A 24,338-nucleotide genomic window follows, 5' to 3' on the forward strand; every position below is an offset into this window, starting at 1 on the left:
CTCCCCCTTATTACTCCTGTTTGCCGCCAGGCTCTCCGGCGAAACGGTACATGACAGAATCCCTGACAGGATGGTAGCCAATTTGAGAATAAATATGGTTAGAGGTCGGATTCGCCAAGTCTGTGTATAGGCTGCAAAAGGAATAGCCTTCGTCCAGCATGCGCTGGCTAAGCGCCGCAACACAGGAGGAGGCATAGCCTTTGTTCCGGTGCTCCGGGGGTGTATAGACATTGCTCAAGACGATGCCGTGCTTCGTCGGCCGGGTTGTTTTGGCCATGCTGACCGCCCCATCATCATCCCAAAGATAGACGGCTGCTTGTCTAATGAAGCCGACCGTCTTGTTGGACGCTTCCTCCGTCGTGATCCGCTCATGAATGGAATCGGCGAATTGCTTGATCCAGGCTGCTATGAGCTCCTGATCAAGTACGGTAGCCAGCCTCAACCGTCCTTTGCTGCCGCTGACGGGAATCACCCGATCCAGCTGGTAAATTCGTTGATTCATCTTAAGGACCGGCACCAAACGATTGCTCTCCGCCCATTCCTCTGCAAAACTCCTCGCTATCTCGTTAGGACCTATCACGCCGGGTACCTGTGCTCCCCTTGCCCTAAGATCGACCACCACCGCTTTTACAGCTTCAAGACTAAACGGCTCTGCTCCGTACAGGATGGCATTATTGGAATTTATGAGTACAATGAGCCGGATTCGTTCATCACCGTCCTCTACAACCATCTTGTAAGAATCCAGGGCAGCTCTTCCTTCAGTCTCCCCCTTAGCTTCCATATGAAGCAGGCCCAGAAGAAGGTTGTTCACGGCTTCATGTTTTTCCAAAACAGGCTCCACCTTCTCAAGGAAACGGGAAGCACGGTCATAATGGTACACATTCATAGCCTCTCTAACCCCCTCGGATAAAAGTAAATTTTATCCATGTTATCATAGGATCCTGGAATCAACAATAGGAAACTCGACTTCTCCTGCAACCACTTGCCCCTATAAAGTAGGACCTTGCCTTCGAAGCTGGTTGGAAATGCTTTGCGGGAGCTCTTTAATAAAAAAACGGTTTTTGCCCCATGGGAGCAAAAACCGTTATAAAGGATTCGTTCTTATTTATATGCAAGACGTGCTTTATGAGCTTCTTCATAAGCAGCGATTGCATCTGCGTGCTGAAGAGTCAAGCCGATGTCATCCAAGCCTTGCAGCAGGAATTGACGACGGTGCTCATCCAGGTCAAAATCAATGCTCAGACCTTGGTCGTCCGTAATTTTTTTGTTTTCCAGATCCACTGTCAGCTTGTAGCCTTCAGTCTTAGCCGTGCGTTGGAACAGCTCTTCCACTTGCTCCTCACTCAGCTTGATCGGAAGGATGCCGTTTTTGAAGCAGTTGTTGTAGAAAATGTCCGCATAAGACGGAGCAATGATAACTTTGAATCCGTAATCCTGGATTGCCCAAGGAGCGTGCTCACGGGAAGATCCGCAGCCGAAGTTGGCACGGGAGATCAATACGGAAGCACCCTGGTAACGAGGCTGGTTCAAGGAGAATTCCTTAATAACCTCACCTTGCTTGTCAAAACGCCATTCAAAGAATAGAAATTGTCCGAACCCGGAACGTTCAATCCGTTTCAAAAATTGCTTAGGAATAATCGCATCTGTATCTACGTTTACGCGGTCAACCGGACCTACGAGGCCTGTATGCTTGCTAAAAGCTTCCATGTCGTTATCTCCTCACTCAAATAAATTGAATTAAGCTTCTTGCTTCACTTTGAAATCCCACTTGCGAACATCATAGAAATGTCCTTTGATTGCTGCGGCAGCGGCCATAGCCGGGGATACCAGGTGCGTACGTCCGTCGCGGCCTTGGCGGCCTTCAAAGTTACGGTTGGATGTCGATGCGCAGCGTTGACCTGGTTTCAATACGTCCGGGTTCATCGCCAAGCACATGCTGCAGCCCGCATCGCGCCACTCGAAGCCAGCTTCGGTGAAGATTTTATCCAAGCCTTCTTTTTCCGCTTGAATTTTAACGCGTCCGGAGCCCGGAACTACGATTGCAGTCACATTCGGGGATACTTTATGTCCTTGAGCTACTTTGGCAGCAGCGCGAAGGTCCTCGATGCGGCCGTTCGTACAGGAACCGATAAATACATAATCAACAGCCAAGTCCGTCATCGGAGTACCTGGAGTGATGCCCATATATTCGATCGCTTTTTCAGCGGCTTTACGTTCGTTCTCTGTTGCGAAGCTTTGAGGATCCGGTACAAGCGCTGTAATATCCGTACCCATACCAGGGCTGGTTCCCCAGGTTACTTGCGGAATCAGGCTGTCCGCGTCGAATTCTACCACACGATCGTATACGGCGCCTTCATCGGTAGTCAGCTGCTTCCACTGTTCTACTGCTGCGTCGAAAGCAGCGCCTTGAGGAACGTATTCACGTCCGCGCAGGTAATTGAAAGTGGTTTCGTCTGGTGCGATCAAGCCTGCTCTTGCACCAGCTTCGATGGACATGTTACATACTGTCATGCGCTCTTCCATCGACAGGTTGCGGATCGCTTCGCCTGTATACTCGATAACATAGCCGGTAGCAAAGTCCGTACCGTATTTGGCAATAACGCCCAAGATCAAGTCTTTAGCGGTAATACCAGGGTTCAGCTTGCCGTTGATGCGAACTTCCAGCGTTTTGGCTTTCGATTGCTGCAAGCATTGAGTAGCCAGAACGTGCTCCACTTCACTGGTACCGATACCAAATGCCAAAGCACCGAAAGCACCGTGAGTGGAAGTGTGGCTGTCGCCGCACACGATGGTCTTACCAGGATGAGTCAAGCCAAGCTCAGGACCCATAACGTGAACAACGCCTTGATCGATGCTGTCCAGGTCAAACAGCGTTACGCCGAAATCCTTACAGTTCTGCGACAATGTGTCGATTTGCTGCTTGGAGATAGGATCCGTAATATTGTAACGGTCTTTGGTAGGAACGTTGTGGTCCATCGTTGCGAAAGTCAAATCCGGACGGCGCACTTTGCGGCCGGACAAGCGAAGCCCTTCAAAAGCTTGCGGAGACGTTACTTCGTGCACCAGCTGCAGGTCGATATAGATAATGCTAGGTTTGCCTGCTTCCTGATGAATTACGTGATTGTCCCAAATTTTCTCGAACATTGTTTTTGCCATCAGTTTCACCTCATTGTCATGAATGCGAATCAATTCATCTATGCCACTTAGTTTAGCATTTCTTTATTCATTGTTCCAAGATATAATATCTATAAGCTTGATAGGATAAACTTATAATTCAATCCCCCAATGCAACTAGAAACCTCGACAAGCTAGGATTGCTCCTTTCATGGATTAATCGAGAAAGGAAGCATGAAGCTTATGTAGGTGCCGGACTCTTTTTCTACTATCCGCGGAAAACCCCATTTTTAATAGGCAGCCCTTCTTTGGACCAAAAAAAAGACCTCCGAAAAGGGAGGTTGAGGAGTGAATCATATGGGATGCTAATATCTTATGCAGCTTGTTTAAAAGAGTTCTAGATTCCCATCTATTTGCAACCCCCAAGATCACTTTGAATCAGCGGGAGTATTCAACTATAATATAATTATGTTTGATAGGTATTAACTATCAATTACACAAAGGAGTATTTCCCTATGGAATTAAGACAGCTTCAATATGCGCTGCAAATCGCTATAGACAAAAACTTCTCCCGCGCCGCAGAAAAACTGCATATCGCCCAGCCATCCCTGAGCCAGCAGCTATCGAAACTGGAAAAAGAAATCGGTATCCTGTTGTTTCAGCGGACCACGAACTCCGTCGAGGTAACCTATGCCGGATCCTTATTCGTTGAAAAGGCTCAAGCTATCCTCGACATGGTCGAGCAGCTGAAGCGGGAGATGGAGGATATCTCGCAGATGCGCAAGGGCAAGCTGGTCGTTGGCAGCCTTCCGATAACGGGCGCTCATGTCCTGCCCCTCGTTCTTCCCGTGTTCCAGGCACGATACCCGGAAATAGAAATCATGCTGGTCGAGGAAACGACTGCCAATCTGGAGCATCTCACCGCCAGCGGTCAAATCGACATCAGCCTGCTCTCTCTCCCGTTAATGGACGAATCCCTGGCCTATGAGCCGCTGATTGAAGAGGAGATCATGCTTGCGCTGCCCCGGCATCATCGGCTTGCCCAGGCAACCCAAGGCGCCCATCCAACCGTTCAGATTGAAGAGCTGGCGAACGAGCCTTTTATCGCGTTAAAAAAAGGGCAGGGCTTCCGGCAAATCGCCATAGAATTATGCCTTAATGCCGGCTTCACCCCGAACATTGTGTTTGAAAGCAGCAATATCGAAACCGTACAGTCGCTGGTCGGCGCGGGCATGGGCATTGCTTTCGTCCCTCACATGATTACGCGGAGCGCATGGAGCGACATGGCACCGGCTTATTTGTCCTTGTCCCACCATCCGACACGAACGCTGGTTATTGCTTACCGTAAAGGCCGTTACATGTCCAAAGCCGTAGAAGCTTTCATGGACACCTTCAAGGAAGTTGTCAACCAGCAATAAAGTACAGGCTGCCCATTGAATCTGATTAGAGATTAACGGTTTTTACGCTGCTCTGCCGCCCAAATGGAGGCTTTCTGAACAAGGCTGTTCAGCATGGCTTGCTTGCCGTCCTGATATAGATGAACGCTCTCAGGAAATTGCTTCATGAGCTTCAGCTTCAGCTGTCCATATTCCGCTGCCTCTTGGGGGTGGTTCATCATATAAGCCTTAAACTCCAAAAGGGCCGCGATGGCAGCGTGACCTGCTTCAAACACATGAACGTGATGCGTTCTTTGCTCCCTGCCTTTTGCAAAATACCTCCGACCGGGTATCCCGTTCTCCCCTTTCGGCTCAAATCCTGCAGCCAGCATAGCTTCATTCAACAAACTTACGTTCTCTAGATTCCTGACTTCAATCAGAATATCAATGATCGGCTTCGCATAGCCGATAGGCGGAATGGAGGTGCTGCCAATGTGATGAATACGAACCAGTTCTTCGGCAAACATTCTCTGTAGAATCTCCGCCATTTGGGAATATTGCACGGCCCATTCCGGAGTCCACTCTTGAATTACCGTTTTCCTCATGGATGACTCCTCCTGAAATCTCCGGTGAAAAACTCGAATGTCGGAAGCCCTCTGAAGATCGTCTCCGTCCGTTCCCCCCGGGAGCAGCTGCCAATCACTTTTCTCCAAAATTTCTCCGACACGGTATTTCTCGGCAAATACGACAGGCTCCATTTTCCTTGAAAATGGGCGAAGATCTGCTGCGCGGCCCGGAATCCGATCCCCTTTTTCCGATAAGCACGCATAATGAAGAATTCAGCCACAGAGTAGCTCGGCGTCCCGTCCGCTAGCGGCTCGTGCTCGCGAATCAGCGCAAAGCCAGCCATTTTGCCATCAACCTTAACGAAAAAGGCGAAGCGTCCTTCCTCTGTCCAGTAGTTATCGATGTATTTGTAATCGTACAGCCCATGCGAATTCACATCCACGTTATCTTCAAATTCGCTCATATCATATTGATAGAGCTCCATAATATGCCGCAAAACGGATTTCTCTTCATAAGAAACAGGCTGCAGCTGCAAGTTCAGCATTGTATCCTCACCCCGAGTAGAATCATTTCATATCTACATTACAGCAAGATGGCATGAAATCCACGGGATACTTTAACTATAATAGAAAAAGCAGCCTTGCGGCTGCTTAATGACAAGGTATTAATATAGGGCTGGACGACGGTCCTCGAACACCGGAATTTTATTGCGGACCTGGCTGACAAGCTCCAGATCGATTTCTGCGCGCAGAACCGCCTCCGATTCGCCGCCTTCGACCAGAATCTCGCCCCATGGATCTATGACCATCGAGTGGCCAAAAAATTCGGTTGTCCCGCTAATTCCGACACGATTGCACGAAACGACGAACATTTGATTCTCGATCGCTCTCGCGGTTAACAACGTACGCCAGTGATGCAGGCGCGGGTTAGGCCATTCTGCAGGCACGAACAAGATTTGTGCTCCTCCAAGCGCCAGCTTGCGGCTCAGCTCCGGAAAACGAATATCATAGCAGATCATCATGCCGGCAGGTACCCCATCCAACTGAAGCTGCCCGATACGTCCGCCTTCCTTCAAATATTTTTCCTCGTCCATCAAACGGAACAAGTGAATTTTGGAATAGTCCGCAACCGGTTTCCCTTCGCGGTCAAAGGCATAGATGGTATTAAAGATGTCATCGCCCTTTTTCTCGGCAATAGATCCCCCGATAATATTTACACCGTGCTTGCGGCTGAATTCCGACAGCAATGCTGCCGTCTGCTCTCCATTAGGGTCCGCAAGCTCATGAATTTGCTCCAATGCGTAGCCGGTATTCCACATTTCAGGAAAAATAATTACATCCGGCTTAGGCTCGCCTTCTACAGCTTCACTAAGCATCGTTTCCAGCTTGGCGAAATTTTTCTCCGGTTCGCCAATAGCGACATCCATTTGTAGAAGTGCAACGTTCCAGCGTTTTTGTGTCATAGCATCCTTCACCCTTTATCATATCTGTTACCCTCTATCATAGTCGAAGAAGGGTTGAACTTCAATGCTTCCCGGCTATCCATACCGTCCAGAGGTCCCGTTCTTCAACGGGCTCGCCGTCTTGATAACCGGTCATGTCCTGAATATACCGCGTGAGAGTTACCAGTTCCTCGTCCGTCAATTCATGCAGGATGGAGCGCCCCGTGCGCCTCCTTATATCGTCACAATAATCGGAGAAATGTAGATAGGCGCGTCTTAACTCCCATAGCTTAAGCTCCCTGATCTCCGTGAAGCCTGCCGATGCCAAGGCTCGCCCAACTTGTTCCGAACGGTATCTTCGGCTAACCTCCCTATCTGATAACCTGGGAAACATCTCGAACCAATAGCCGCGCAAATGATCTCTGCTGCCCTCAAGCAAGCAATCGTCGGGCGTTCGGTCCTGAACCACCAGCGTACCATCTCCCTTCAGGATACGGTACGCTTCTTGAAAGGCATCCGACAGCTCCTCGGGCGATAAATGATGGATCAGCGCCCGCTCCAATATCAGTTCTACCGATTCATCCCCGAGCCCAGTCTCCCACGCCTTCCCCAGCTGGAATCGAATTTCGGGATGTGCTGCACATTGAACAGCCGCTGCTTCCAGCATAGCCATAGAGAAATCGATGCCGATCACCGATGCGGCACCCAATCTCACAAGGGCTTGGGAATAAATGCCTCCACCGCATCCGATATCCGCAGCTTGAAATCCCTTTACATTGACTTCTTCATTCATTAGCTGTTCCCAGCTGATGTCAGCCTTTCGCCCTGTATACATGGAACGTTGCTCTGGATCGTGAAAATTCATCGGCATACACTATTCCCCCTTCACCATTGTCCCGTCAAATGAAACTCTATACTATATAATGAAACCAATATCCTTATTCTACCACGGTTCTCCTTAATATGAAAGGGAACCGATCGGAGTTGTATACATGCATTTGGATTCGTGATACATTAATGCTAGTTCGGTAGAACGACTATACTACAGAAAAATACATGGAGTGTGACCATAGATGAGTGCTTCTTCATCCAACATTTCCGGCTTTACCATTCAGCCCGCTCTACGTATGCAGGAGCTGCCTACACAATTTTTCGCCAAGCTGGTTGGAAAAGCTAATTTGCAAATAGCCGCAGGACATGATGTCATCAATCTCGGACAAGGCAATCCCGATCAGCCTACTCCGCCCCATATAGTAAAAAAGCTGCAGGAAGCGGCGGAAAATCCGCTTTATCACCGCTATCCTCCTTTTAACGGCTTCTTGTTTTTAAAGCAGGCCGTCGCTCAGCGGTACAAAGAGGATTACGGAGTGGACCTTGATCCGGAAACGGAAGTAGCGATCCTGTTCGGCGGGAAAACCGGACTCGTCGAAATCAGCCAATGCCTGCTGAACCCAGGCGATGTATGCCTGGTGCCGGACCCGGGCTACCCTGATTACTGGTCGGGCGTCGCTCTCTCCGGAGCGCGCATGTCCTTCATGCCGCTTCGCGAATCCAATGCCTTCCTTCCAGATTACAGCTCCATCCCAGCCGATGATTTGAACAAGGCCAAGCTGATGTTCATCAATTATCCTAATAATCCGACCGCCGTGAACGCACCGGCTTCCTTTTACGAGGAAACGATCCGCTTTGCGGCCAAACACGGAATCGTCGTTGCAAGCGACTTCGCCTACGGCGCACTAGGCTTCGACGGGCAGAAGCCGATAAGCTTCCTGCAGCTGCCAGGGGCCAAAGAAGTCGGAGTCGAGTTCTACACGCTCTCCAAAACCTATAATATGGCAGGCTGGCGGGTCGGCTTCGCGCTGGGGAATAAGAAAATCGTCCGCCTGATCAACCTGATCCAGGATCATTATTACTGCAGCCTGTTCGGCGGCATTCAAGAAGCCGCTGCTGCCGCTTTGACGGGTCCGCAGGACTGCGTCAGCGATCTTCTTGCCATGTACCAAGGGCGCAGAGACGCTCTTTATACGGCACTGGATGCCATTGGCTGGAAAGCCCCTCGCTCACAAGGCTCTTTTTTCACCTGGCTCCCTGTACCGAAGGGTCATACGTCCGCTTCTCTTGCCGATCTGCTGCTGGAGGAAGCCAAAATAGTCGTCGCCCCCGGGATCGGATTCGGCGAAAGCGGCGAAGGCTACGTGCGGCTGGGCTTGCTGACTCCGGAGGCTCGGCTGCAGGAAGCGGTAGAACGTGTTGCAAGGCTGAATCTGTTCGGCTGAGCGGAAGCGGACGAACCTTTACAAATCGGTCTGCAGCATGCTATGCTATAAGGAATAGTAAAAAACGTGATGATGGGAATAGTAAGAAGTCCCTTCGCGCTCAGAGAGTAAATTCCACCGGCTGAGAGAATTTACCGCGAACACTATCCGAACCCGCCCCGGAACGGCCAACGATGAGTTGGACGGCTGTTGTCCTTGCCGTTAAGAAGGCTATCAGAGCTGGATGTTTATCATCAATTAAGGTGGTACCGCGGAAGTGACAAGCTTCCGTCCTTAGAGGACGGGAGCTTTTTGTGTTCTTATCTTTTCCAGCGTTGTTGATCACTTGATTATTTATTCAGGTAGAAAGAAGTGATTCATTCCATGCAGCAAACCATCGTCATTAAAATCGGGAGCAGCTCTCTAACGTCCGACGAAGGAGGTCTCAACCGCAGTAAAATCGTATTTTTCTCCGCCGAGTTGGCGCGGCTTCATGCTCAAGGCTATCAGGTACTGCTCGTTACCTCAGGCGCTGTCGCCGCAGGGTTTCGCGAGATGGGATACATAAGCCGGCCGAAGGTGCTGCACGAGAAGCAGGCGTCTGCGTCGGTAGGCCAAGCGCTGCTGATGCAAGCCTATCATGAGGCGTTCGCAGCGCACGGCATCGGAGTCGCGCAAATTTTGCTCACGCGGTCTGATTTCTCCAATCGCCAGCGGATCCATAATGCTTCAATGACCATTGAAGAGCTGCTTCGTCATCGCATCATTCCTATCATTAACGAGAACGATACCGTAGTTGTCGACGAGCTGAAATTCGGGGACAACGATATGCTCTCCGCCCTGGTAGCGAATCTGGTCCGTGCCCGCCAGTTGGTCATCATTACAGACATTGACGGTCTGTACAGCGATAATCCCCGCAGCAACCCGAATGCCAGAAGATTCGATCGCGTTACCGAAATCGGCGAGGACATCTATCGGATTGCCGGCGGCTCCGGCTCCTCCGTCGGTACAGGCGGCATGCGCTCCAAAATCGAAGCGGCACGAATCGCCATGCGAGGTGGCGTACCGGTATTTATCGGACGTGTCACGGACGAAGGCGATCTGGCGGCTGCCATCCAAGAGGAAGGCAAGGGAACGTATTTCGTCACCAGCGAGCATAATCTGCCGATGAAGAAGCAGTGGCTCGGGTTTCATTCCATGCCGCAGGGACGCATAACTGTGGATGAGGGAGCAGAGACCGCGCTTGTCATCGGAGGCAAAAGCTTGCTTCCCGCCGGTGTGAAGGAAGTATCCGGGGACTTCCACCCGGGTGACGTCGTGGAGGTGGTGAATCTCGAGCAGCAAACGATCGGCCGGGGAGTCGTCAACTATGCCAGCTGGCAGCTGCAGGCTGTAGCCGGTCTTAGCACCGATGAAGTACAAAAACGGATCGAGGTTCACCGGATGGAAGTAATCCACCGCGACGAATGGATCACGCTGACCGTCCATAAACAAATCTGACTTTCCCTAAAATGAACTTTTATAAATAAGGAGGAAACACTATGTCAACTCAATCCGCAACTGCAAGTGAAGTCGTTCAGAAAGCGACTCTGGCCAAACAAGCCGCACCAAAGCTAAGCATATTAACAACAGAGCAGAAAAACCGCGCCTTGCTTTTAATGGCGGACGCGCTTGTAGCCGAAGCCCCGTCCATTATCGAAGCCAATGCGGTGGATTTGCGTGAAGGCAGAGCTAACGGAACCAGCGAGTCACTGCTTGACCGCATTGCTCTCAACGTGCAGAGAATAGAAGGGATTGCACAAGGCTTGCGCGAGGTCGTCGAGCTGGATGATCCTATCGGCAGCGTCTTGGATGAATTCACCCGTCCTAATGGTCTGCATATTCGTAAAATCCGCGTTCCTCTCGGCGTCATCGGCATCATCTATGAAGCCCGCCCGAACGTTACCGTAGATGCCGCAGGCCTCTGCCTTAAGACCGGCAATGCCGTCGTACTGCGCGGCGGCTCTGCAGCCTTGCATTCCAATAAGCGGATTGTTGAGATCATGCACGAAGCGCTTCAACGCTCGGATGTCCCAGCGGACGCCATTCAGCTCATTCTCGATCCGAACCGTTCCTCGGTTGACGAAATGCTTAAGCTGAACGGCCTGCTTGATGTGCTGATCCCTCGCGGCGGCGCTTCCCTCATTCAAAACGTCGTCAAGAACGCGACAGTGCCTGTCATTGAAACCGGAGCCGGCATTTGTCATACTTATATAGACGAAACCGCACAATATGATATGGCGTTAAATATTGCCCTAAATGCCAAAGTACAGCGCCCTTCCGTGTGCAACTCCATGGAAACCTTGCTTGTCCATGAGAGCTTTGCGGAGAAGCACCTGGCCTCCATTGCGGAGCAATTCGCCAACAGCAAGGTAGAGCTTCGGGGCAGCGATTCCGCAAGGCGGATCGTTTCCGGTATGAGGGCGGCTTCGGATGAGGATTGGGATACCGAATACAACGACTATATTCTCAATGTTCGCGTCGTTCGTAATCTAGATGAAGCGCTGGAGCATATTCAATTGCACGGAACGAAGCATTCCGAATGTATCGTGACGGAGAACGCAGAGCACGCGTCCCGCTTCCTCCAGGAGGTAGACGCCGCCGCTGTCTACCATAATGCTTCAACCCGATTCACCGACGGATTCGAGTTCGGCTTCGGAGCGGAGATCGGCATCAGCACGCAAAAGCTTCATGCACGCGGTCCTATGGGGCTTCCTGAGCTGACCTCCAGCAAATACTGTATCCAGGGCAGCGGACAAATTCGCGGCTAATCATTACTAACTTCCTTAATAAAAGGAGACTTTCCCTATGTCATTATCCAACGCTAAAATTACCTTTGTAGGTGCAGGCTCTATGGCGGAAGCGATTGTTCGCGGTCTCACCTCCCAGAAGGACGCCGATGCTTCCCGCATCACCATGATAAACCGGCAGGATACGGAGCGCCTTCAGAAGCTTCACGAAAGCTACGGAGTCAGCTATGTTACTGAACTTACAGACAAAGACCGGGTAACTTCGGAAGCGGACGTTGTCGTGGTCGCTTTCAAGCCTAAGGATGCCATTGAAGGCCTGAAGGCGCTGGCTCCTCTGCTCAACCGCTCCCAGCTGCTTGTCTCTGTCATTGCTGGTCTTTCCATTGCAACGATAGAAGCCATTTTGGGCTCTGCCGGTCAACCTATTGCCCGCACCATGCCCAATACCTCCAGCTCGATCGGGCTGGGCGCTACAGGAATCAGCTTCTCTTCCCAGGTGACGAAAGAGCAGCAGCAGCTGGCGATCGATATGTTCGCATCGACAGGTATCGTCTCCGTCGTCGAGGAGTCTAAGCTCGATATCGTAACGGGAGTATCCGGAAGCGGGCCCGCTTATATTTACTATATGATGGAAGCCATGATCGAAGGAGGCATCCGGGGAGGTCTATCCCCAGAAGCGGCAAGAGAGCTTACGGTTCAGACAGTCTTGGGCGCAGCCAATATGGTTAAGCTCACCGGTGAAGAACCTGCCGATTTGCGCCGCAAGGTCACTTCCCCTAACGGTACGACACAAGCTGCGATTGAGATGCTCGATCAGTACGATTTTTCTTCAGGAGTGGCCAAGGCCGTGCTGCGCGCCGCTGAGCGTGCAGGTGAGCTGGGAGAAGCTATAACCTCTCAGGCTGCAGCCGTTCAATCTAAATAAAAGTAGGTGTGCCTCATGTCCAATTCTTACTGTGTTGCAACATACCGCTGCTATGATGAAAAAGCGGATTTCGCAAAAAAAGCGCAAGGGATTGCTGTCGGCCTTACCGTCGGCAGCTGGACGGACCTGCCCGAAGCCAAAAAAGCCGAAATGGAGCGTCATCTTGGAAAAGTCATCGACGTCCAGGTCCATGAGCCCGGGGCGAACGCTCCGTTATCGGAGCGCTATGCGGACATCTCCATTGCTTATCCGGATGCCAATTTCAGCCGGGACATCCCTGCCTTGCTCGTAACCGTGTTCGGCAAGCTTTCGATGGACGGCCGTATCAAGCTGATCGACCTGTCCTTCTCCGAAGCTTTCCTGTCCGCTTTTCCGGGTCCTAAATTCGGCCTGCAGGGTGTTCGTGATCTCCTTGGTGTCCACGATCGGCCTTTATTAATGAGCATTTTCAAATCCGTAATCGGTCACGATTTATCTACCCTTCGCGAGCAATTTTATTTGCAGGCGGCAAGCGGTGTCGATCTTGTGAAGGATGACGAAATTTTGTTCGAAAACCCGCTAACGCCGATTGAAAAGCGTGTGGAAGCCTGCATTCAAGCTGCCAAACAAGCAGAAAGCGAAACCGGTCAAAAGCTGCTCTACGCAACGAACCTGACCGGACCTACGTTCAGCCTGCTGGATCAAGCGCGGAAAGCTATTGACGCAGGGGCTAATGCACTGCTGTTCAATGTGCTCTCTTACGGCTTCGATGTGTTAAGCGAGCTGAGCCGCCATCCGGACATTAAAGTACCGATTATGGCTCATCCCGCTATGGCAGGGGCTTTTTATCCGTCGCCGCATTATGGTATTGCTGCAAACGTGCTCTTAGGCAAGCTAATGCGTCTGGCAGGAGCCGACCTTGTGCTGTTCCCTTCTCCATACGGATCGGTTGTCATGCCGCGTGAGGAGAATATGGCTATCAAGGAAGTGCTGCTCACTCAGCAAGCATCCGACTATGTATACAGCTCTGAAGCTTCTTCTTCGAATGGTGCATTAAGCTTAAAGACCAGCTTCCCTGTCCCCTCTGCCGGAATCCATCCCGGTCTGGTGCCTCTCATTCTGAGAGATTTCGGCGAGCAAGTGATCGTGAACGCCGGAGGAGGCATTCATGGCCATCCTATGGGAACTATCGCCGGAGGACGAGCCTTCCGTCAAGCAATAGCCGCCTGCCAAGCCGGAATTCCGCTTAGACAATATGCGGAGAACCATCCCGAGCTTCAAGCCGCCATCGACGCCTGGGGGATTAAAGAATGAGCAATAAAACGATCATCTTTTGCGATTTTGACGGCACCATCACCGTTAACGACAATATCGTCGCCATCATGAAGCATTTTCAGCCGCCAGGCTGGGATCAGCTGGTAGAGCAGGTTCTCTCCAAATCGATCTCGATTCGCGAAGGTGTCGGTAAAATGTTCGCCTTGCTGCCGACCTCCCGCAAACAGGAGGTTGTCGATTATGCCATCAACAACGTCGTTATTCGTCCCGGATTTAAAGAGCTGCTTGACTACTGCAAGCAGCAGGGCATCGAGTTTTATGTTACCAGCGGGGGCATTGATTTTTTCGTCTATCCGGTTCTGTCCTCCTTCTCGATCCCTACGGATCATATCTACTGCAACGGCAGCGACTTTAGCGGAAGCCATATTGAAATTTTATGGCCTCATGCCTGCGATGACCAGTGCCATAATGATTGCGGAATGTGCAAAACAGCGATTATCCGCAAATATTCACCAGACGAATACCACCGTATTCTGATCGGGGACAGTGTCACTGACTTTGAGGGAGCCAAGCTGGTCGATACGGTATTTGCCCGCTCGATCCTCATTGACTTATGCCGGGATTTAGGACTGAATTATTATGCATTTCAAGATTTTCATGATATTATCAAGCAGCTGGAGGAGTTGAAAGGAAAGTGAGCGGTATCTTGAAATTGGAAGAAAAGCAGCAGGCGTTTGCCGAGCTGAAGGAAGTCAAAACAATTTTGGCGGCAAAAGGGTGGTTTCCGGCTACAAGCGGTAACCTGTCTATCCGTGTAGGCGATTTTGCTCCGGATAACTTTACTTTCGCCATTACCGCGAGCGGTAAAGATAAATCTGTTAATACCCCGTCGGACTTTTTGCTTGTAAATGAAAAAGGACAGCCAACCGATGCAACGGGACTTAAGCCGTCCGCAGAGACGCTGATCCACTGCGAGATTTATAAAGCGACCGGCTGCGGAGCTATTTTTCACGTTCATACCGTATTTAATAACCTGGTGTCCGAGCTGTTCTGGGAGCGTAAATCCATTCCCGTGGAAGGTGTAGAGCTTATCAAAGCGTTCAACATCTGGGAGGAAGACGCGAAGATCGAAGTGCCGATCCTTCCTAACTATGCCGATATTCCTAAAATCGCCGAGCTGGTTCAAGATGCTATCGTCCCCCGTGTTCCGGGCATCATGCTGCGGAAGCATGGGATTTATGCATGGGGAGCCAATGCATTCGAGGCGAAGCGGAACCTGGAAGCCTTCGAATTTTTATTCGAATACGTGTACCGTTGGGAGCTTTTGAAAAAATAATATGCTATCAAAATAAGCGGCTTCGCCCTTTTGGGAGATGAGCCGCTTTTTTTGCATCTCCTCATCATTTTCCAGAAACGACAAAAAAACCTTCAACCCGCTGCCATTTAGGGCAGCAGATTGCAGGTTTGGTTTTTCTTAATGTATGGATTTTACGCCTGTTTCCCATACTCGCTCGGATTTAAGCGCCATGCCTTCAAGAGCTCAAGATCCTGCTGTTGAATGCTGCCTTGTCTTAAAGCCACATCCACCAAAGTCGTATAGTTGCTCAACGTTTCGAAAGGAACTCCGGCGCCTTCAAACGCTTCTTTCGCTTTCTCGAACTGATAGGAGAAGATCCCCAGTACGCCTTGCGTGTGTGCTCCCGCTTCGTTAACAGCAAGGGCAACCTTCAGCGAGCTGCCGCCGGTAGAAATCAGATCCTCGATAACGACCGTCTTTTGACCTGGACGAATCACGCCTTCGATCAAGTTTTCTTTGCCATGGCCTTTGGCTTTATCCCTTACGTAGACCATAGGCAGGTTCAGCTTTTGTGCAACCCATGCCGCATGCGGAATCCCTCCAGTAGCTGCTCCGGCAATCACTTCGACATCCGGGAAGTTGTCACGGATTAAGGCAATGAAGCCTTCGGCGATCAGCTCGCGAATCTCCGGATAGGAAATCGTTAAACGGTTGTCGCAATAAATCGGGGATTTCATACCCGATGCCCAGGTGAACGGCTGATTCGGACGAAGCGTTACCGCTTGAATGCGGAGAAGAGCATCGGCGATTTGCTCTGCCAGTAATGTATTCGTTTTGATAGTATTTGCGCTCATTGAGATAGGTCTCCTTTTTGACGGTTATTCATGGATTCATTCTTATTGGCTGACAGATTGAATGATCGCTTCCAATGCAGCTCTAGGGTCTTTTGCAGCCGTTATGGGTCTACCGATAACAATGTAGTCCGTTCCTTGCTCAAAAGCCTCTGGCGGGGTCATTACACGCGTCTGGTCGCCCATATCTGCGCCGGCAGGACGTATTCCCGGTGTTACGGTTATAAAGCCGCTGCCGCATGCTTCTTTAATCCTAATCACCTCTAAAGGAGAAGCAACGACTCCATGAAGCCCTGCGCTTTGAGCCAGCCGTGCATATCGAAGCACAGCCTCCTCCACACTGCCTGAAATGCCGATTTCTTCATTCATGACCGTGAGGCTGGTGCTGGTCAGCTGGGTGACTCCAATCACGATAGGCTTGGTTGTATGGCCTGAACCTAATGCCTTGTCTACGCCTTCAAGAGCCGCCTCCATCATTTGCTTGCCTCCGGCTGCATGGACGTTGAACATGTCGACTCCCAGCCTTGTCACACTCTCAGAGCCGCCTTTGACCGTATTGGGAATGTCGTGCATTTTCACATCGAGAAACACCTTATAGCCCTGCTCCTTCAAGCTGGTTACGAATTCAGGTCCAGCGCTATAAAACAGCTGCATTCCTACTTTCATATAGCACGGGATTCCTTTCAAAGCCTCGATCAATTGCCGGGCCTCCGCCGCGCCTGGATAATCCAGCGCAACCATTATTCTCTCCGCTACATTCGTTTGTACTTGCACGTCAATTGCCTCCCGATTGGTTTTGACGCCTATAGACGCCTAATCAAGGGATTAGCACAGCATCCCTCATGGTGACTGGAGCACTGTGCTAATCATTTCATTATATTTATGCGTGATGCGCAGGCATCGGTCTGGATTGGAAGTTGATCGCTTCGAGCATATGCCACAGCGCTCTTACCGTATCGAGAGAGGTCATGCAGACTATCCCGTTCTCAACCGCTTCACGGCGGATACGGAACCCGTCGCGTTCAGGCGTTTTGCCTTTCGTCAACGTGTTGACGACAAAGTGTGCTTCGCCATTGCGGATCAAATCCAGAATGTTCGGAGAGCCTTCGCTCAGCTTGTTCACACGCGTTACATGCAGACCCGCTTCTTCAAGCGCTTTGGCGGTGCCGCCTGTAGCCACGATTTTGTAACCCAGCTTGTAGAAGCCGGTCAAAATCTCAATGGCTTCTTCTTTATCTTTGTCCGCTACGGTTGCAATGATAGCGCCGGTTGGCGGGATTTTCATTCCGGAGCCAATCAAGCCTTTATAAAGAGCTTTCGCGAAAGTATGATCGCGTCCCATAACTTCCCCTGTAGACTTCATCTCAGGTCCGAGGGTTGTATCTACCCGGCGCAGCTTAGCGAAGGAGAATACAGGAACTTTCACAGATACATACTCATCTTCAGGCCATAAGCCGGTTTGGTAGCCTAGATCGGCAAGCTTTTCGCCCATAATGACGCGAGTTGCCAGGTTGGCCATCGGAATCTTCGTTACCTTGCTCAAGAATGGAACCGTTCTGGAAGAACGCGGATTCACTTCGATAACGTAGGCTTGGTCTTGATAGATGACGAACTGAATGTTAACCAGACCGACGACTTGCAAGCCTCTTGCAATTTTCGTTGTAATATCGATAATTTGCTGCTTGATTTCTTCCGAGATCGATTGCGGCGGATACACTGCGATGGAGTCACCGGAGTGAACGCCTGCTCTCTCAACATGTTCCATAATACCAGGGATCAAGACGGTTTCTTTATCGCAGATCGCGTCAACCTCAACCTCTTTACCCAGCATATAACGGTCGATCAACACCGGATGCTCCGGATTGATTTTCACAGCATATTCCATGTAGTTCAGGAGATCCTGGTCGGAATATACGATTTCCATCGCGCGGCCGCCCAATACGTAGGATGGACGAACGAGCACCGGATATCCGAATTTGGAAGCCATACCTACAGCCTGGTCAACCGATGTTACGGTGCCGCCTGGAGGCTGTGCGATGTTCAAGCCGCGCAGCAGCGCTTCGAACTTCTTGCGGTCTTCTGCCGCATCGATGTTTTCCAGATCGGTACCCAGGATCTTCACGCCTGCTTTGGCAAGTGGAGCCGCGAGGTTGATTGCTGTCTGACCACCGAATTGTACGATAACCCCGATTGGATTCTCGCGTTCGATAACGTTCATTACATCTTCGAAGAACAGCGGTTCGAAGTAGAGACGGTCGGAAGTGTTAAAGTCTGTCGATACGGTCTCCGGGTTGTTGTTAATAATGACCGCTTCATACCCTGCCGCTTGAATTGCCCATACGGCATGTACGGTGGAGTAGTCAAACTCAATCCCCTGTCCGATACGGATAGGACCGGAGCCCAGAACGACAACCTTAGGCTTCGAGGTTTCCTTCACTTCATCCTCTGTCTCGTAAGTCGAGTAGTAGTAAGGTGTTGTAGCCTCGAATTCAGCCGCGCAAGTATCTACCATTTTGTAAACCGGCTTCAGATTGAAGCTCAGACGATAAGCACGAATGTCGGCTTCTTGAGTGAAGTTCAGCCCTTTATCCGCATTGCTGCGAATTTCGGCAATTGCACGGTCAGTAAAGCCTTTGCGCTTGGCTTCATACAGCAGCTCCTGCGTCAATTCAGGCTGAGCCAGCTGCTCTTCGAATTGAATGAGTCCTTCCAGCTTGCTCAAGAACCACCAGTCGATCTTGGTCAAGTCTTGAACTTGCTGAAGCGTGTAACCGCGGCGGAATGCTTCCGCAATCAGGAACATACGCTCGTCGTCCGGCTTAACAAGACGCGCTTCCAGTGTTTCCTTGTCCAGCAGGTCCGTTTCTTTCAAATACAGACGGTGAACGCCGATTTCAAGGGATCGGATCGCTTTGTGTATCGATTCCTCGAAGGTACGGCCGATAGCCATAACCTCCCCGGTCGCTTTCATTTGCGTACCCAGCTTGCGGTTTGCCGCTGTAAATTTATCGAACGGCCAGCGAGGAATTTTCGATACGATGTAATCAAGAGTCGGCTCGAAGCAAGCGTAAGTCTGACCCGTTACTGGGTTCATGATTTCATCCAAGGTGTAGCCGATAGCGATTTTGGCAGCCATCTTGGCAATCGGATAGCCGGTTGCTTTGGATGCAAGCGCCGAGGAGCGGCTTACACGAGGATTCACCTCGATAACATAATATTGATAGCTGAATGGATCCAGCGCGAATTGCACGTTACATCCGCCTTCGATGTTCAAGGCGCGAATAATTTTGAGTGAAGCGGAGCGGAGCATTTGATACTCACGGTCGGACAGCGTTTGGCTTGGTGCCACAACGATACTATCGCCCGTATGCACGCCCACCGGATCGAAGTTTTCCATGTTACATACCACGATACAGTTATCGTTGGCGTCGCGCATAACCTCGTACTCGACTTCCTTCATGCCGGCGATGCTCTTCTCGATCAAGCATTGTCCGATCGGGCTATAGCGAATACCGGATGCTACCGTCTCCAGCAGCTCCTCTTCGTTGGCGCAAATACCGCCGCCTGTACCGCCCAATGTATAAGCCGGACGGACGATAATCGGGTACCCGATTTCGTTGGCGAAATCAACTGCCTCTTGTACGGTCGTTACGATCGTGCTATCTGGAACCGGTTGTTCCAGCTCTCTCATTAAATCGCGGAACAAGTCGCGGTCCTCCGCTTTTTCGATAGCTGTCAGCTGAGTACCGAGCAGCTTCACGTTCTCACGCTCAAGCACACCTGCACGCGCCAATTCTACCGCCATATTCAAGCCGGTTTGGCCGCCAAGCGTAGGCAGCAAACCGTCAGGACGCTCTTGACGAATGATTTGAGTTACGAAGTCCAGTGTAATAGGCTCGATGTAGACTTTGTCCGCCATGTTGGTATCGGTCATGATCGTAGCCGGGTTGCTGTTGATCAGAACGACTTCCATTCCCTCTTCCTTCAAGGCTTGGCAGGCTTGTGTGCCGGCATAGTCGAACTCTGCCGCTTGACCGATAACGATAGGACCGGAACCGATAACGAGTATTTTTTTCAAGCTATTATTTTTTGGCATAGTGCAGTTCTCCTTTCGATGCAGGGGCAGCAGAGCCCGCAGGTTGAGCGCCTAGCTTGGAAGCAGCCGAAATTTGCGCTTGTCTCGGCACTTTAGGTTTCGCTTCCTTAAAGTCACGAATCATAGCTACGAAATCATCGAACAAGTAGCTGGAGTCATATGGACCAGGTGCCGCTTCCGGATGGTACTGTACCGAGAAGGCAGGATGCTTCTTATGCTTCAAGCCCTCGATAGTATGATCGTTGTTGTTGATATGTGTTACTTCCAGCTCCGTATTGGCGATGGATTCTTCCTTAACCGTATAGCCATGGTTCTGAGATGTAATGTAGCAGCGATTTGTACTGAGATCCTTAACCGGATGGTTGCCGCCGCGATGACCGAATTTCAGCTTTTCCGTATCCGCGCCGCAAGCCAATGCAAGCAATTGGTGTCCAAGGCAGATGCCGAAGATAGGGAACTCGCCGAGAATTTCGGAAATCATTTTCGCCGCATGAGGAACGTCTTTCGGGTCCCCAGGGCCATTGGACAGCATAATGCCGTCCGGTGCCAGCCGGCGGATTTGATCCGCTGTAGTATCTTGCGGCACAACAACGACGTCGCAGCCTCGGCTAGTCAGATCACGAATGATTCCGCTCTTTGCGCCGAAGTCGACTACCACTACGCGTTCTTTAGAACCCGGGCAGCTGAATACGCTCTTCGTAGATACGCGAGCCACTTGGTCCGTCATCAGCGGAGTTGCTTTCAGCTGCTCAAGCAGCTCGGCAGCCGATTTATTGGAAGTAGTAAGCAAGCCCTTCATAACCCCATGGTGGCGGATAAGGCGGGTCAGCATCCGTGTGTCCACGCCGCTGATTCCGATAATGCCATATTCCTTCAACAGACTATCGACGGAATATTCCGCTCTCCAGTTACTAGGAACCGTTTCATGCTCGCGTACGACGAAGCCGTGAACGAATGGGCGGATAGATTCGAAATCATCGCGTGTAATTCCGTAGTTGCCGATCAGCGGGTAGGTCATCGTAACGATTTGTCCGCAATACGAAGGGTCCGAAAGAACCTCTTGGTAGCCTGTAATCCCTGTATTAAAAACGACCTCACCTGTCGATTCGCCTTCACTGCCAAATGCTTTCCCGGTAAAAATCGTACCGTCTTCCAATATCAATCTTGCCTGCATCGTCTTCAACTCCTTCTCAGTGTAAAGAACCTTATATGTTAAAAGTGAACGATATGAATCTTTAAGTACCGGAGGCGGCAAGCCTCCATTCCAACATCTTTTCAACAGCCGTTCAGCTTACGCTTCAGTATAAACTACCTTGCCTCCGAACATGGTCAAGGTCGGCCAGCCTTTCAGCTTCCAGCCGGTAAACGGTGTGTTGCGGCCTTTGGAAGCGAACTCCTCGGGGCTAACCTCTTTTTCCGTCTCCAGATCAATGATCGCGATATCCGCTTCTTTGCCGACCTCAAGCGTTCCGTAAGGCAATCCGAATACTTGTGCCGGAAGGGACGTCATTTTCTCTACCAGGAACTGCAAGGTCCATTCGCCTGTCGCTACGAATTTGGTGTACAGAAGCGGGAAGGCTGTCTCGAAGCCTACAATGCCGAACGGTGCCAGATCGACGCCGCGGGCTTTTTCCTCTTCGCTGTGAGGTGCATGGTCGGTTACGATAATGTCAATCGTGCCGTCCAGCAAGCCTTCGATACACGCTTGAACATCTCTCGGTGTACGCAGCGGAGGATTCATCTTCCAGTTGGCGTCCATGCCTGGGATATCTTCATCCGACAGCAGCAGATGGTGAGGGCATACTTCAGCAGTCACCTTGATGCCGAACTGCTTTGCATGGCGGATCAAGCGAACCGATTGCTCCGTACTTACGTGGCACACATGGTAGTGTACGCCTGTCGCTTCCGCCAAGAGCACATCGCGGCCGACGTGGATGGCTTCCGACTCATTAGGGATGCCTTTGAGGCCGTGCTTTTTGGAGAACGCTCCTTCGCTTACCCAAGCGCCTTCTACCAGGGTATTATCCTCGCAATGAGCGATAACCGGCATTCCGATAGAAGCGGCCTTCGCCATTGCATCCTTCATCATTTGAGCGCTTTGTACGCCCACACCGTCGTCTGTATAACCGATAACTCCCGCCTTTTTAAGCGCCTCGAAATCCGTCAGCTCGCGGCCGAGCTCGTTTTTGGTAATGCAGCCGTAGGGCAGGACGCGGACGACGCCTTCTGTTGCAGCCTTGTCCAGCACATAGTTGACAGTCTCCACCGTATCGATTACCGGACGAGTATTCGGCATGCAGGCAATCGTCGTATAGCCGCCGCGAGCCGCAGAACGGGTACCTGAGGCTATGGTTTCCTTATGTTCGAAGCCAGGCTCACGAAGGTGAACGTGCATATCGATCAAGCCTGGAGTAACCAGCTTACCAGCCGCATCGATCACTGTGTGTCCTGCTGTATCGGGTTGACCGCCGGCGGCGTCAACGATCTTCTCTATGATATTGCCTTCCACTAAAATATGTTGTTTTACCAGCTCGTTACCGGAAGCAACGACTTGAGCGTTCAAGATCCAGATTCCCATAATGCCCTCCCTGTATTTCGTAAGTACCTATAGTGTGTCCAGTAATTGGATTCAAGCTGATTCCGTTCGCTGTCAAGCAGCATTCCATGAATCGTATGTTAGCTTAACGCTCTCTCGATGACCGCCATCCGGATCGGTACACCGTGACCCATCTGCGCGAAAATTTTGGAACGCTCACATTCCACAAGCTCATCGTCGATTTCCACATTCCGGTTTACCGGGGCCGGATGCATGATGATCGCATGCTTTTGCATCATGGCCTCTCTCTTCACTGTCAATCCGTACGCTTCACGATAGTCCTCTGTAGACTTGAAGGTGTTCTCTTCGTGACGCTCCAGCTGAACCCGCAGCATCATCACTACATCGGCCTGGATGGCTTGTTCCATCGATACGTAAGGTGCATAGGCAGCCAGTTCAGGTGCCTGCATACTTACTGGTGCGCACAAGCTCACTTTGGCACCCATCGTTTGCAGCGCCCACAGATTCGAGCGCGCTACGCGGCTGTGCTGAATGTCTCCGATGATCGATACATTCAATCCTTTGAGATGTCCGAAGTGCTTGCGCATCGTGTAGAGATCCAGCAGAGCCTGGGTCGGATGCTCGTTGCTGCCGTCGCCCGCGTTAATCAGCGGCACTTTAATCTTCTCCGCCAGCTCGGCGAGCAGGCCGTTCGGCTTCATCCTGATGACTCCTGCGTCAATGCCCATGGATTCCAGCGTTTTAACGGTATCGTAAATCGATTCTCCCTTTTGTACGCTTGAAACGGCCGCCGCGAAGTTCAGAACTTCAGCGCCCAATCTCTTCTCCGCTACTTCAAATGAGAATCGGGTTCTTGTACTGTTCTCAAAAAACATGTTGGCTACAAAACGGCCTTGCAGGTGATTCGCCAGCTTCACCGGATATTGCTCCCAATATGCGGCTCGATCCAGTATGGATGTGATATCTTCAGCGCTCATGCCCTTGGTGCCTAACAAATGTCTCTCTGCTGCAACCTTCAACTGTGTCATCCGTTTTGCCTCCTATATTGCGTTATGACTACCTGATCCGAGCCATCCACTTCTTTCAGCAGCACCTCGATGGATTCAAGCCTCGAGGTAGGGATGTTCTTTCCGACATAATCGGGCCGGATCGGCAGCTCGCGATGACCTCTGTCGACAAGCACGGCGAGCTGAATCATTTGCGGTCTGCCCAGATCCATCAAGGCGTCCATGGCCGCTCTGACCGTTCGTCCTGTGAAGAGAACATCATCGAACAAAATAATTTTTTTATTCTGAATATCCATTCCCGATGCAGCGCCGTCACTCTTGTGAACCGCGCGTTCCATTCGGCCCGAACGGTCATCCCGGTACCGGGTTACGTCGATTTCACCGATGGGAACCGGTACGTTCTCAATTTCCATGATGCGCTCGGCAATTCTTCTCGCCAGGTAAATGCCTCGTGTGCGGACTCCGATCAACATACAGTTTTCGAAGCCTTTATTTCTCTCCAATATTTCGTGGGCGATCCGGGTTAACGCGCGGCGCATGCCCGTTTCGTCCATTAACACATGCTCTTTTTCTTCCGCCAAGGTCTTCGACCTCCTGCTCAGGATGTGATTGGCAAAACAAAAAACCTTGCTTATTAGGCAAGGTTTGCGTGCACAGAGATAGAAGCGGCCGTGGACACACGAAGTCTGTACGCGCAGACTACGGAGATGTCTCCATTACCGTTCATTCCATTCGTTCACCTTGCCAGCCTCACGGGACTGATACTTAAAGGTGCTATTCAGTTACGAGCATTATCTCATGATCATTAG

Annotated in this window: 22 protein-coding genes; 8 read left to right on the forward strand and 14 right to left on the reverse strand. The window is 51.0% G+C overall.

All coding sequences use genetic code 11. The features are described 5' to 3' along the window. Positions 1 to 10 precede the first annotated feature (10 nt). The 3 genes from ABEA66_RS20350 to leuC all read right to left on the reverse strand — a co-directional run bounded on the left by ABEA66_RS20350 (position 11) and on the right by leuC (position 3,156). Positions 11 to 886 carry a GNAT family N-acetyltransferase gene (locus ABEA66_RS20350; RefSeq protein WP_345590283.1) on the reverse strand — a complete coding sequence of 292 codons (876 nt, stop codon included), beginning with the start codon at positions 884 to 886 and terminating at the stop codon, positions 11 to 13. Positions 887 to 1,101: 215 nt separating this feature from the next. Then, entirely contained in the window at positions 1,102 to 1,707 is a 606-nt protein-coding gene (gene leuD, locus ABEA66_RS20355; RefSeq protein ID WP_079910446.1) for a 3-isopropylmalate dehydratase small subunit, read from the reverse strand. 30 nt (positions 1,708 to 1,737) lie between these two features. Further along, the gene (gene leuC / locus ABEA66_RS20360; protein ID WP_079910638.1) at positions 1,738 to 3,156 is read right to left on the reverse strand and encodes a 3-isopropylmalate dehydratase large subunit; all 1,419 of its coding nucleotides are present in this window, start codon (positions 3,154 to 3,156) and stop codon (positions 1,738 to 1,740) included. 473 nt (positions 3,157 to 3,629) lie between these two features. Here leuC and ABEA66_RS20365 point away from each other — a divergent pair, with 473 nt between their 5' ends. Continuing rightward, the gene (locus ABEA66_RS20365) at positions 3,630 to 4,532 is read left to right on the forward strand and encodes a LysR family transcriptional regulator (protein ID WP_345590287.1); all 903 of its coding nucleotides are present in this window, start codon (positions 3,630 to 3,632) and stop codon (positions 4,530 to 4,532) included. A gap of 32 nt (positions 4,533 to 4,564) precedes the next feature. On the opposite strand, the gene ABEA66_RS20370 is transcribed toward ABEA66_RS20365, so the two are convergent. The 4 genes from ABEA66_RS20370 to ABEA66_RS20385 form a co-directional block, all read right to left on the reverse strand. Then, entirely contained in the window at positions 4,565 to 5,095 is a 531-nt protein-coding gene (locus ABEA66_RS20370) for a GrpB family protein (protein WP_345590289.1), read from the reverse strand. Further along, positions 5,092 to 5,601 (reverse strand): GNAT family N-acetyltransferase, encoded by a 510-nt coding sequence (locus tag ABEA66_RS20375; RefSeq protein WP_345590291.1) that lies wholly within the window; start codon positions 5,599 to 5,601, stop codon positions 5,092 to 5,094. The genes ABEA66_RS20370 and ABEA66_RS20375 overlap by 4 nt, the downstream gene beginning before the upstream one ends. Before the next feature lie 120 nt (positions 5,602 to 5,721). Beyond that, positions 5,722 to 6,519, reverse strand: coding sequence for a carbon-nitrogen family hydrolase (locus ABEA66_RS20380; protein ID WP_345590293.1), 798 nt, complete (start codon positions 6,517 to 6,519; stop codon positions 5,722 to 5,724). Between the two features lie 61 nt (positions 6,520 to 6,580). Then, complete coding sequence (locus ABEA66_RS20385) at positions 6,581 to 7,369, reverse strand: class I SAM-dependent methyltransferase (RefSeq protein WP_345590295.1); 789 nt, start codon at positions 7,367 to 7,369, stop codon at positions 6,581 to 6,583. Between the two features lie 202 nt (positions 7,370 to 7,571). Here ABEA66_RS20385 and ABEA66_RS20390 point away from each other — a divergent pair, with 202 nt between their 5' ends. The 7 genes from ABEA66_RS20390 to mtnB all read left to right on the forward strand — a co-directional run bounded on the left by ABEA66_RS20390 (position 7,572) and on the right by mtnB (position 15,057). Further along, a complete protein-coding gene (locus ABEA66_RS20390) occupies positions 7,572 to 8,774 on the forward strand; it encodes a pyridoxal phosphate-dependent aminotransferase (protein ID WP_345590297.1) in 1,203 nt (400 codons plus the stop codon). 363 nt (positions 8,775 to 9,137) lie between these two features. Further along, a complete protein-coding gene (proB, locus tag ABEA66_RS20395) occupies positions 9,138 to 10,253 on the forward strand; it encodes a glutamate 5-kinase (protein WP_345590556.1) in 1,116 nt (371 codons plus the stop codon). Positions 10,254 to 10,294: 41 nt separating this feature from the next. Continuing rightward, positions 10,295 to 11,563, forward strand: coding sequence for a glutamate-5-semialdehyde dehydrogenase (locus ABEA66_RS20400; RefSeq protein WP_345590299.1), 1,269 nt, complete (start codon positions 10,295 to 10,297; stop codon positions 11,561 to 11,563). Positions 11,564 to 11,600: 37 nt separating this feature from the next. Continuing rightward, positions 11,601 to 12,467 carry a pyrroline-5-carboxylate reductase gene (gene proC, locus ABEA66_RS20405; RefSeq protein WP_345590301.1) on the forward strand — a complete coding sequence of 289 codons (867 nt, stop codon included), beginning with the start codon at positions 11,601 to 11,603 and terminating at the stop codon, positions 12,465 to 12,467. Between the two features lie 15 nt (positions 12,468 to 12,482). Beyond that, positions 12,483 to 13,760, forward strand: a complete 1,278-nt coding sequence (locus ABEA66_RS20410) for a 2,3-diketo-5-methylthiopentyl-1-phosphate enolase (RefSeq protein ID WP_345590303.1) — start codon at positions 12,483 to 12,485, stop codon at positions 13,758 to 13,760. Further along, a complete protein-coding gene (locus ABEA66_RS20415; protein WP_345590305.1) occupies positions 13,757 to 14,419 on the forward strand; it encodes a 2-hydroxy-3-keto-5-methylthiopentenyl-1-phosphate phosphatase in 663 nt (220 codons plus the stop codon). Before ABEA66_RS20410 ends, ABEA66_RS20415 begins: the two co-directional genes overlap by 4 nt. Beyond that, entirely contained in the window at positions 14,416 to 15,057 is a 642-nt protein-coding gene (gene mtnB, locus ABEA66_RS20420) for a methylthioribulose 1-phosphate dehydratase (protein WP_345590307.1), read from the forward strand. Before ABEA66_RS20415 ends, mtnB begins: the two co-directional genes overlap by 4 nt. A gap of 152 nt (positions 15,058 to 15,209) precedes the next feature. On the opposite strand, the gene pyrE is transcribed toward mtnB, so the two are convergent. The 7 genes from pyrE to pyrR form a co-directional block, all read right to left on the reverse strand. Then, positions 15,210 to 15,872 carry an orotate phosphoribosyltransferase gene (pyrE, locus tag ABEA66_RS20425; protein WP_345590309.1) on the reverse strand — a complete coding sequence of 221 codons (663 nt, stop codon included), beginning with the start codon at positions 15,870 to 15,872 and terminating at the stop codon, positions 15,210 to 15,212. Between the two features lie 42 nt (positions 15,873 to 15,914). Further along, positions 15,915 to 16,610 carry an orotidine-5'-phosphate decarboxylase gene (gene pyrF, locus ABEA66_RS20430; RefSeq protein ID WP_345590558.1) on the reverse strand — a complete coding sequence of 232 codons (696 nt, stop codon included), beginning with the start codon at positions 16,608 to 16,610 and terminating at the stop codon, positions 15,915 to 15,917. Between the two features lie 139 nt (positions 16,611 to 16,749). Beyond that, the gene (gene carB, locus ABEA66_RS20435) at positions 16,750 to 19,965 is read right to left on the reverse strand and encodes a carbamoyl-phosphate synthase large subunit (protein ID WP_079910458.1); all 3,216 of its coding nucleotides are present in this window, start codon (positions 19,963 to 19,965) and stop codon (positions 16,750 to 16,752) included. Further along, the gene (locus ABEA66_RS20440; RefSeq protein ID WP_345590313.1) at positions 19,952 to 21,139 is read right to left on the reverse strand and encodes a carbamoyl phosphate synthase small subunit; all 1,188 of its coding nucleotides are present in this window, start codon (positions 21,137 to 21,139) and stop codon (positions 19,952 to 19,954) included. Before ABEA66_RS20440 ends, carB begins: the two co-directional genes overlap by 14 nt. Before the next feature lie 117 nt (positions 21,140 to 21,256). Continuing rightward, on the reverse strand, positions 21,257 to 22,543 hold the full coding sequence (locus ABEA66_RS20445; protein ID WP_345590315.1) for a dihydroorotase: 1,287 nt from the start codon (positions 22,541 to 22,543) through the stop codon (positions 21,257 to 21,259). 98 nt (positions 22,544 to 22,641) lie between these two features. Further along, positions 22,642 to 23,550, reverse strand: coding sequence for an aspartate carbamoyltransferase catalytic subunit (locus tag ABEA66_RS20450; RefSeq protein WP_079910461.1), 909 nt, complete (start codon positions 23,548 to 23,550; stop codon positions 22,642 to 22,644). Next, the gene (gene pyrR / locus ABEA66_RS20455) at positions 23,547 to 24,083 is read right to left on the reverse strand and encodes a bifunctional pyr operon transcriptional regulator/uracil phosphoribosyltransferase PyrR (RefSeq protein WP_377739583.1); all 537 of its coding nucleotides are present in this window, start codon (positions 24,081 to 24,083) and stop codon (positions 23,547 to 23,549) included. The genes ABEA66_RS20450 and pyrR overlap by 4 nt, the downstream gene beginning before the upstream one ends. Between the last annotated feature and the right edge of the window lie 255 nt (positions 24,084 to 24,338).

This window comes from Paenibacillus vulneris (assembly GCF_039543185.1).
Lineage (GTDB): Bacteria > Bacillota > Bacilli > Paenibacillales > NBRC-103111 > Paenibacillus_S > Paenibacillus_S vulneris.

What these genes read in the sequence shown, in the direction of transcription:
- ABEA66_RS20350 (WP_345590283.1), bottom strand. Translation starts at nt 886, where the DNA reads ATGAATGTGTACCATTATGACCGTGCTTCCCGTTTCCTTGAGAAGGTG.
- leuD (WP_079910446.1), bottom strand. Translation starts at nt 1,707, where the DNA reads ATGGAAGCTTTTAGCAAGCATACAGGCCTCGTAGGTCCGGTTGACCGC.
- leuC (WP_079910638.1), bottom strand. Translation starts at nt 3,156, where the DNA reads ATGGCAAAAACAATGTTCGAGAAAATTTGGGACAATCACGTAATTCAT.
- ABEA66_RS20365 (WP_345590287.1), top strand. Translation starts at nt 3,630, where the DNA reads ATGGAATTAAGACAGCTTCAATATGCGCTGCAAATCGCTATAGACAAA.
- ABEA66_RS20370 (WP_345590289.1), bottom strand. Translation starts at nt 5,095, where the DNA reads ATGAGGAAAACGGTAATTCAAGAGTGGACTCCGGAATGGGCCGTGCAA.
- ABEA66_RS20375 (WP_345590291.1), bottom strand. Translation starts at nt 5,601, where the DNA reads ATGCTGAACTTGCAGCTGCAGCCTGTTTCTTATGAAGAGAAATCCGTT.
- ABEA66_RS20380 (WP_345590293.1), bottom strand. Translation starts at nt 6,519, where the DNA reads ATGACACAAAAACGCTGGAACGTTGCACTTCTACAAATGGATGTCGCT.
- ABEA66_RS20385 (WP_345590295.1), bottom strand. Translation starts at nt 7,369, where the DNA reads ATGCCGATGAATTTTCACGATCCAGAGCAACGTTCCATGTATACAGGG.
- ABEA66_RS20390 (WP_345590297.1), top strand. Translation starts at nt 7,572, where the DNA reads ATGAGTGCTTCTTCATCCAACATTTCCGGCTTTACCATTCAGCCCGCT.
- proB (WP_345590556.1), top strand. Translation starts at nt 9,138, where the DNA reads ATGCAGCAAACCATCGTCATTAAAATCGGGAGCAGCTCTCTAACGTCC.
- ABEA66_RS20400 (WP_345590299.1), top strand. Translation starts at nt 10,295, where the DNA reads ATGTCAACTCAATCCGCAACTGCAAGTGAAGTCGTTCAGAAAGCGACT.
- proC (WP_345590301.1), top strand. Translation starts at nt 11,601, where the DNA reads ATGTCATTATCCAACGCTAAAATTACCTTTGTAGGTGCAGGCTCTATG.
- ABEA66_RS20410 (WP_345590303.1), top strand. Translation starts at nt 12,483, where the DNA reads ATGTCCAATTCTTACTGTGTTGCAACATACCGCTGCTATGATGAAAAA.
- ABEA66_RS20415 (WP_345590305.1), top strand. Translation starts at nt 13,757, where the DNA reads ATGAGCAATAAAACGATCATCTTTTGCGATTTTGACGGCACCATCACC.
- pyrE (WP_345590309.1), bottom strand. Translation starts at nt 15,872, where the DNA reads ATGAGCGCAAATACTATCAAAACGAATACATTACTGGCAGAGCAAATC.
- pyrF (WP_345590558.1), bottom strand. Translation starts at nt 16,610, where the DNA reads ATGGTTGCGCTGGATTATCCAGGCGCGGCGGAGGCCCGGCAATTGATC.
- carB (WP_079910458.1), bottom strand. Translation starts at nt 19,965, where the DNA reads ATGCCAAAAAATAATAGCTTGAAAAAAATACTCGTTATCGGTTCCGGT.
- ABEA66_RS20440 (WP_345590313.1), bottom strand. Translation starts at nt 21,139, where the DNA reads ATGCAGGCAAGATTGATATTGGAAGACGGTACGATTTTTACCGGGAAA.
- ABEA66_RS20445 (WP_345590315.1), bottom strand. Translation starts at nt 22,543, where the DNA reads ATGGGAATCTGGATCTTGAACGCTCAAGTCGTTGCTTCCGGTAACGAG.
- ABEA66_RS20450 (WP_079910461.1), bottom strand. Translation starts at nt 23,550, where the DNA reads ATGACACAGTTGAAGGTTGCAGCAGAGAGACATTTGTTAGGCACCAAG.
- pyrR (WP_377739583.1), bottom strand. Translation starts at nt 24,083, where the DNA reads ATGGACGAAACGGGCATGCGCCGCGCGTTAACCCGGATCGCCCACGAA.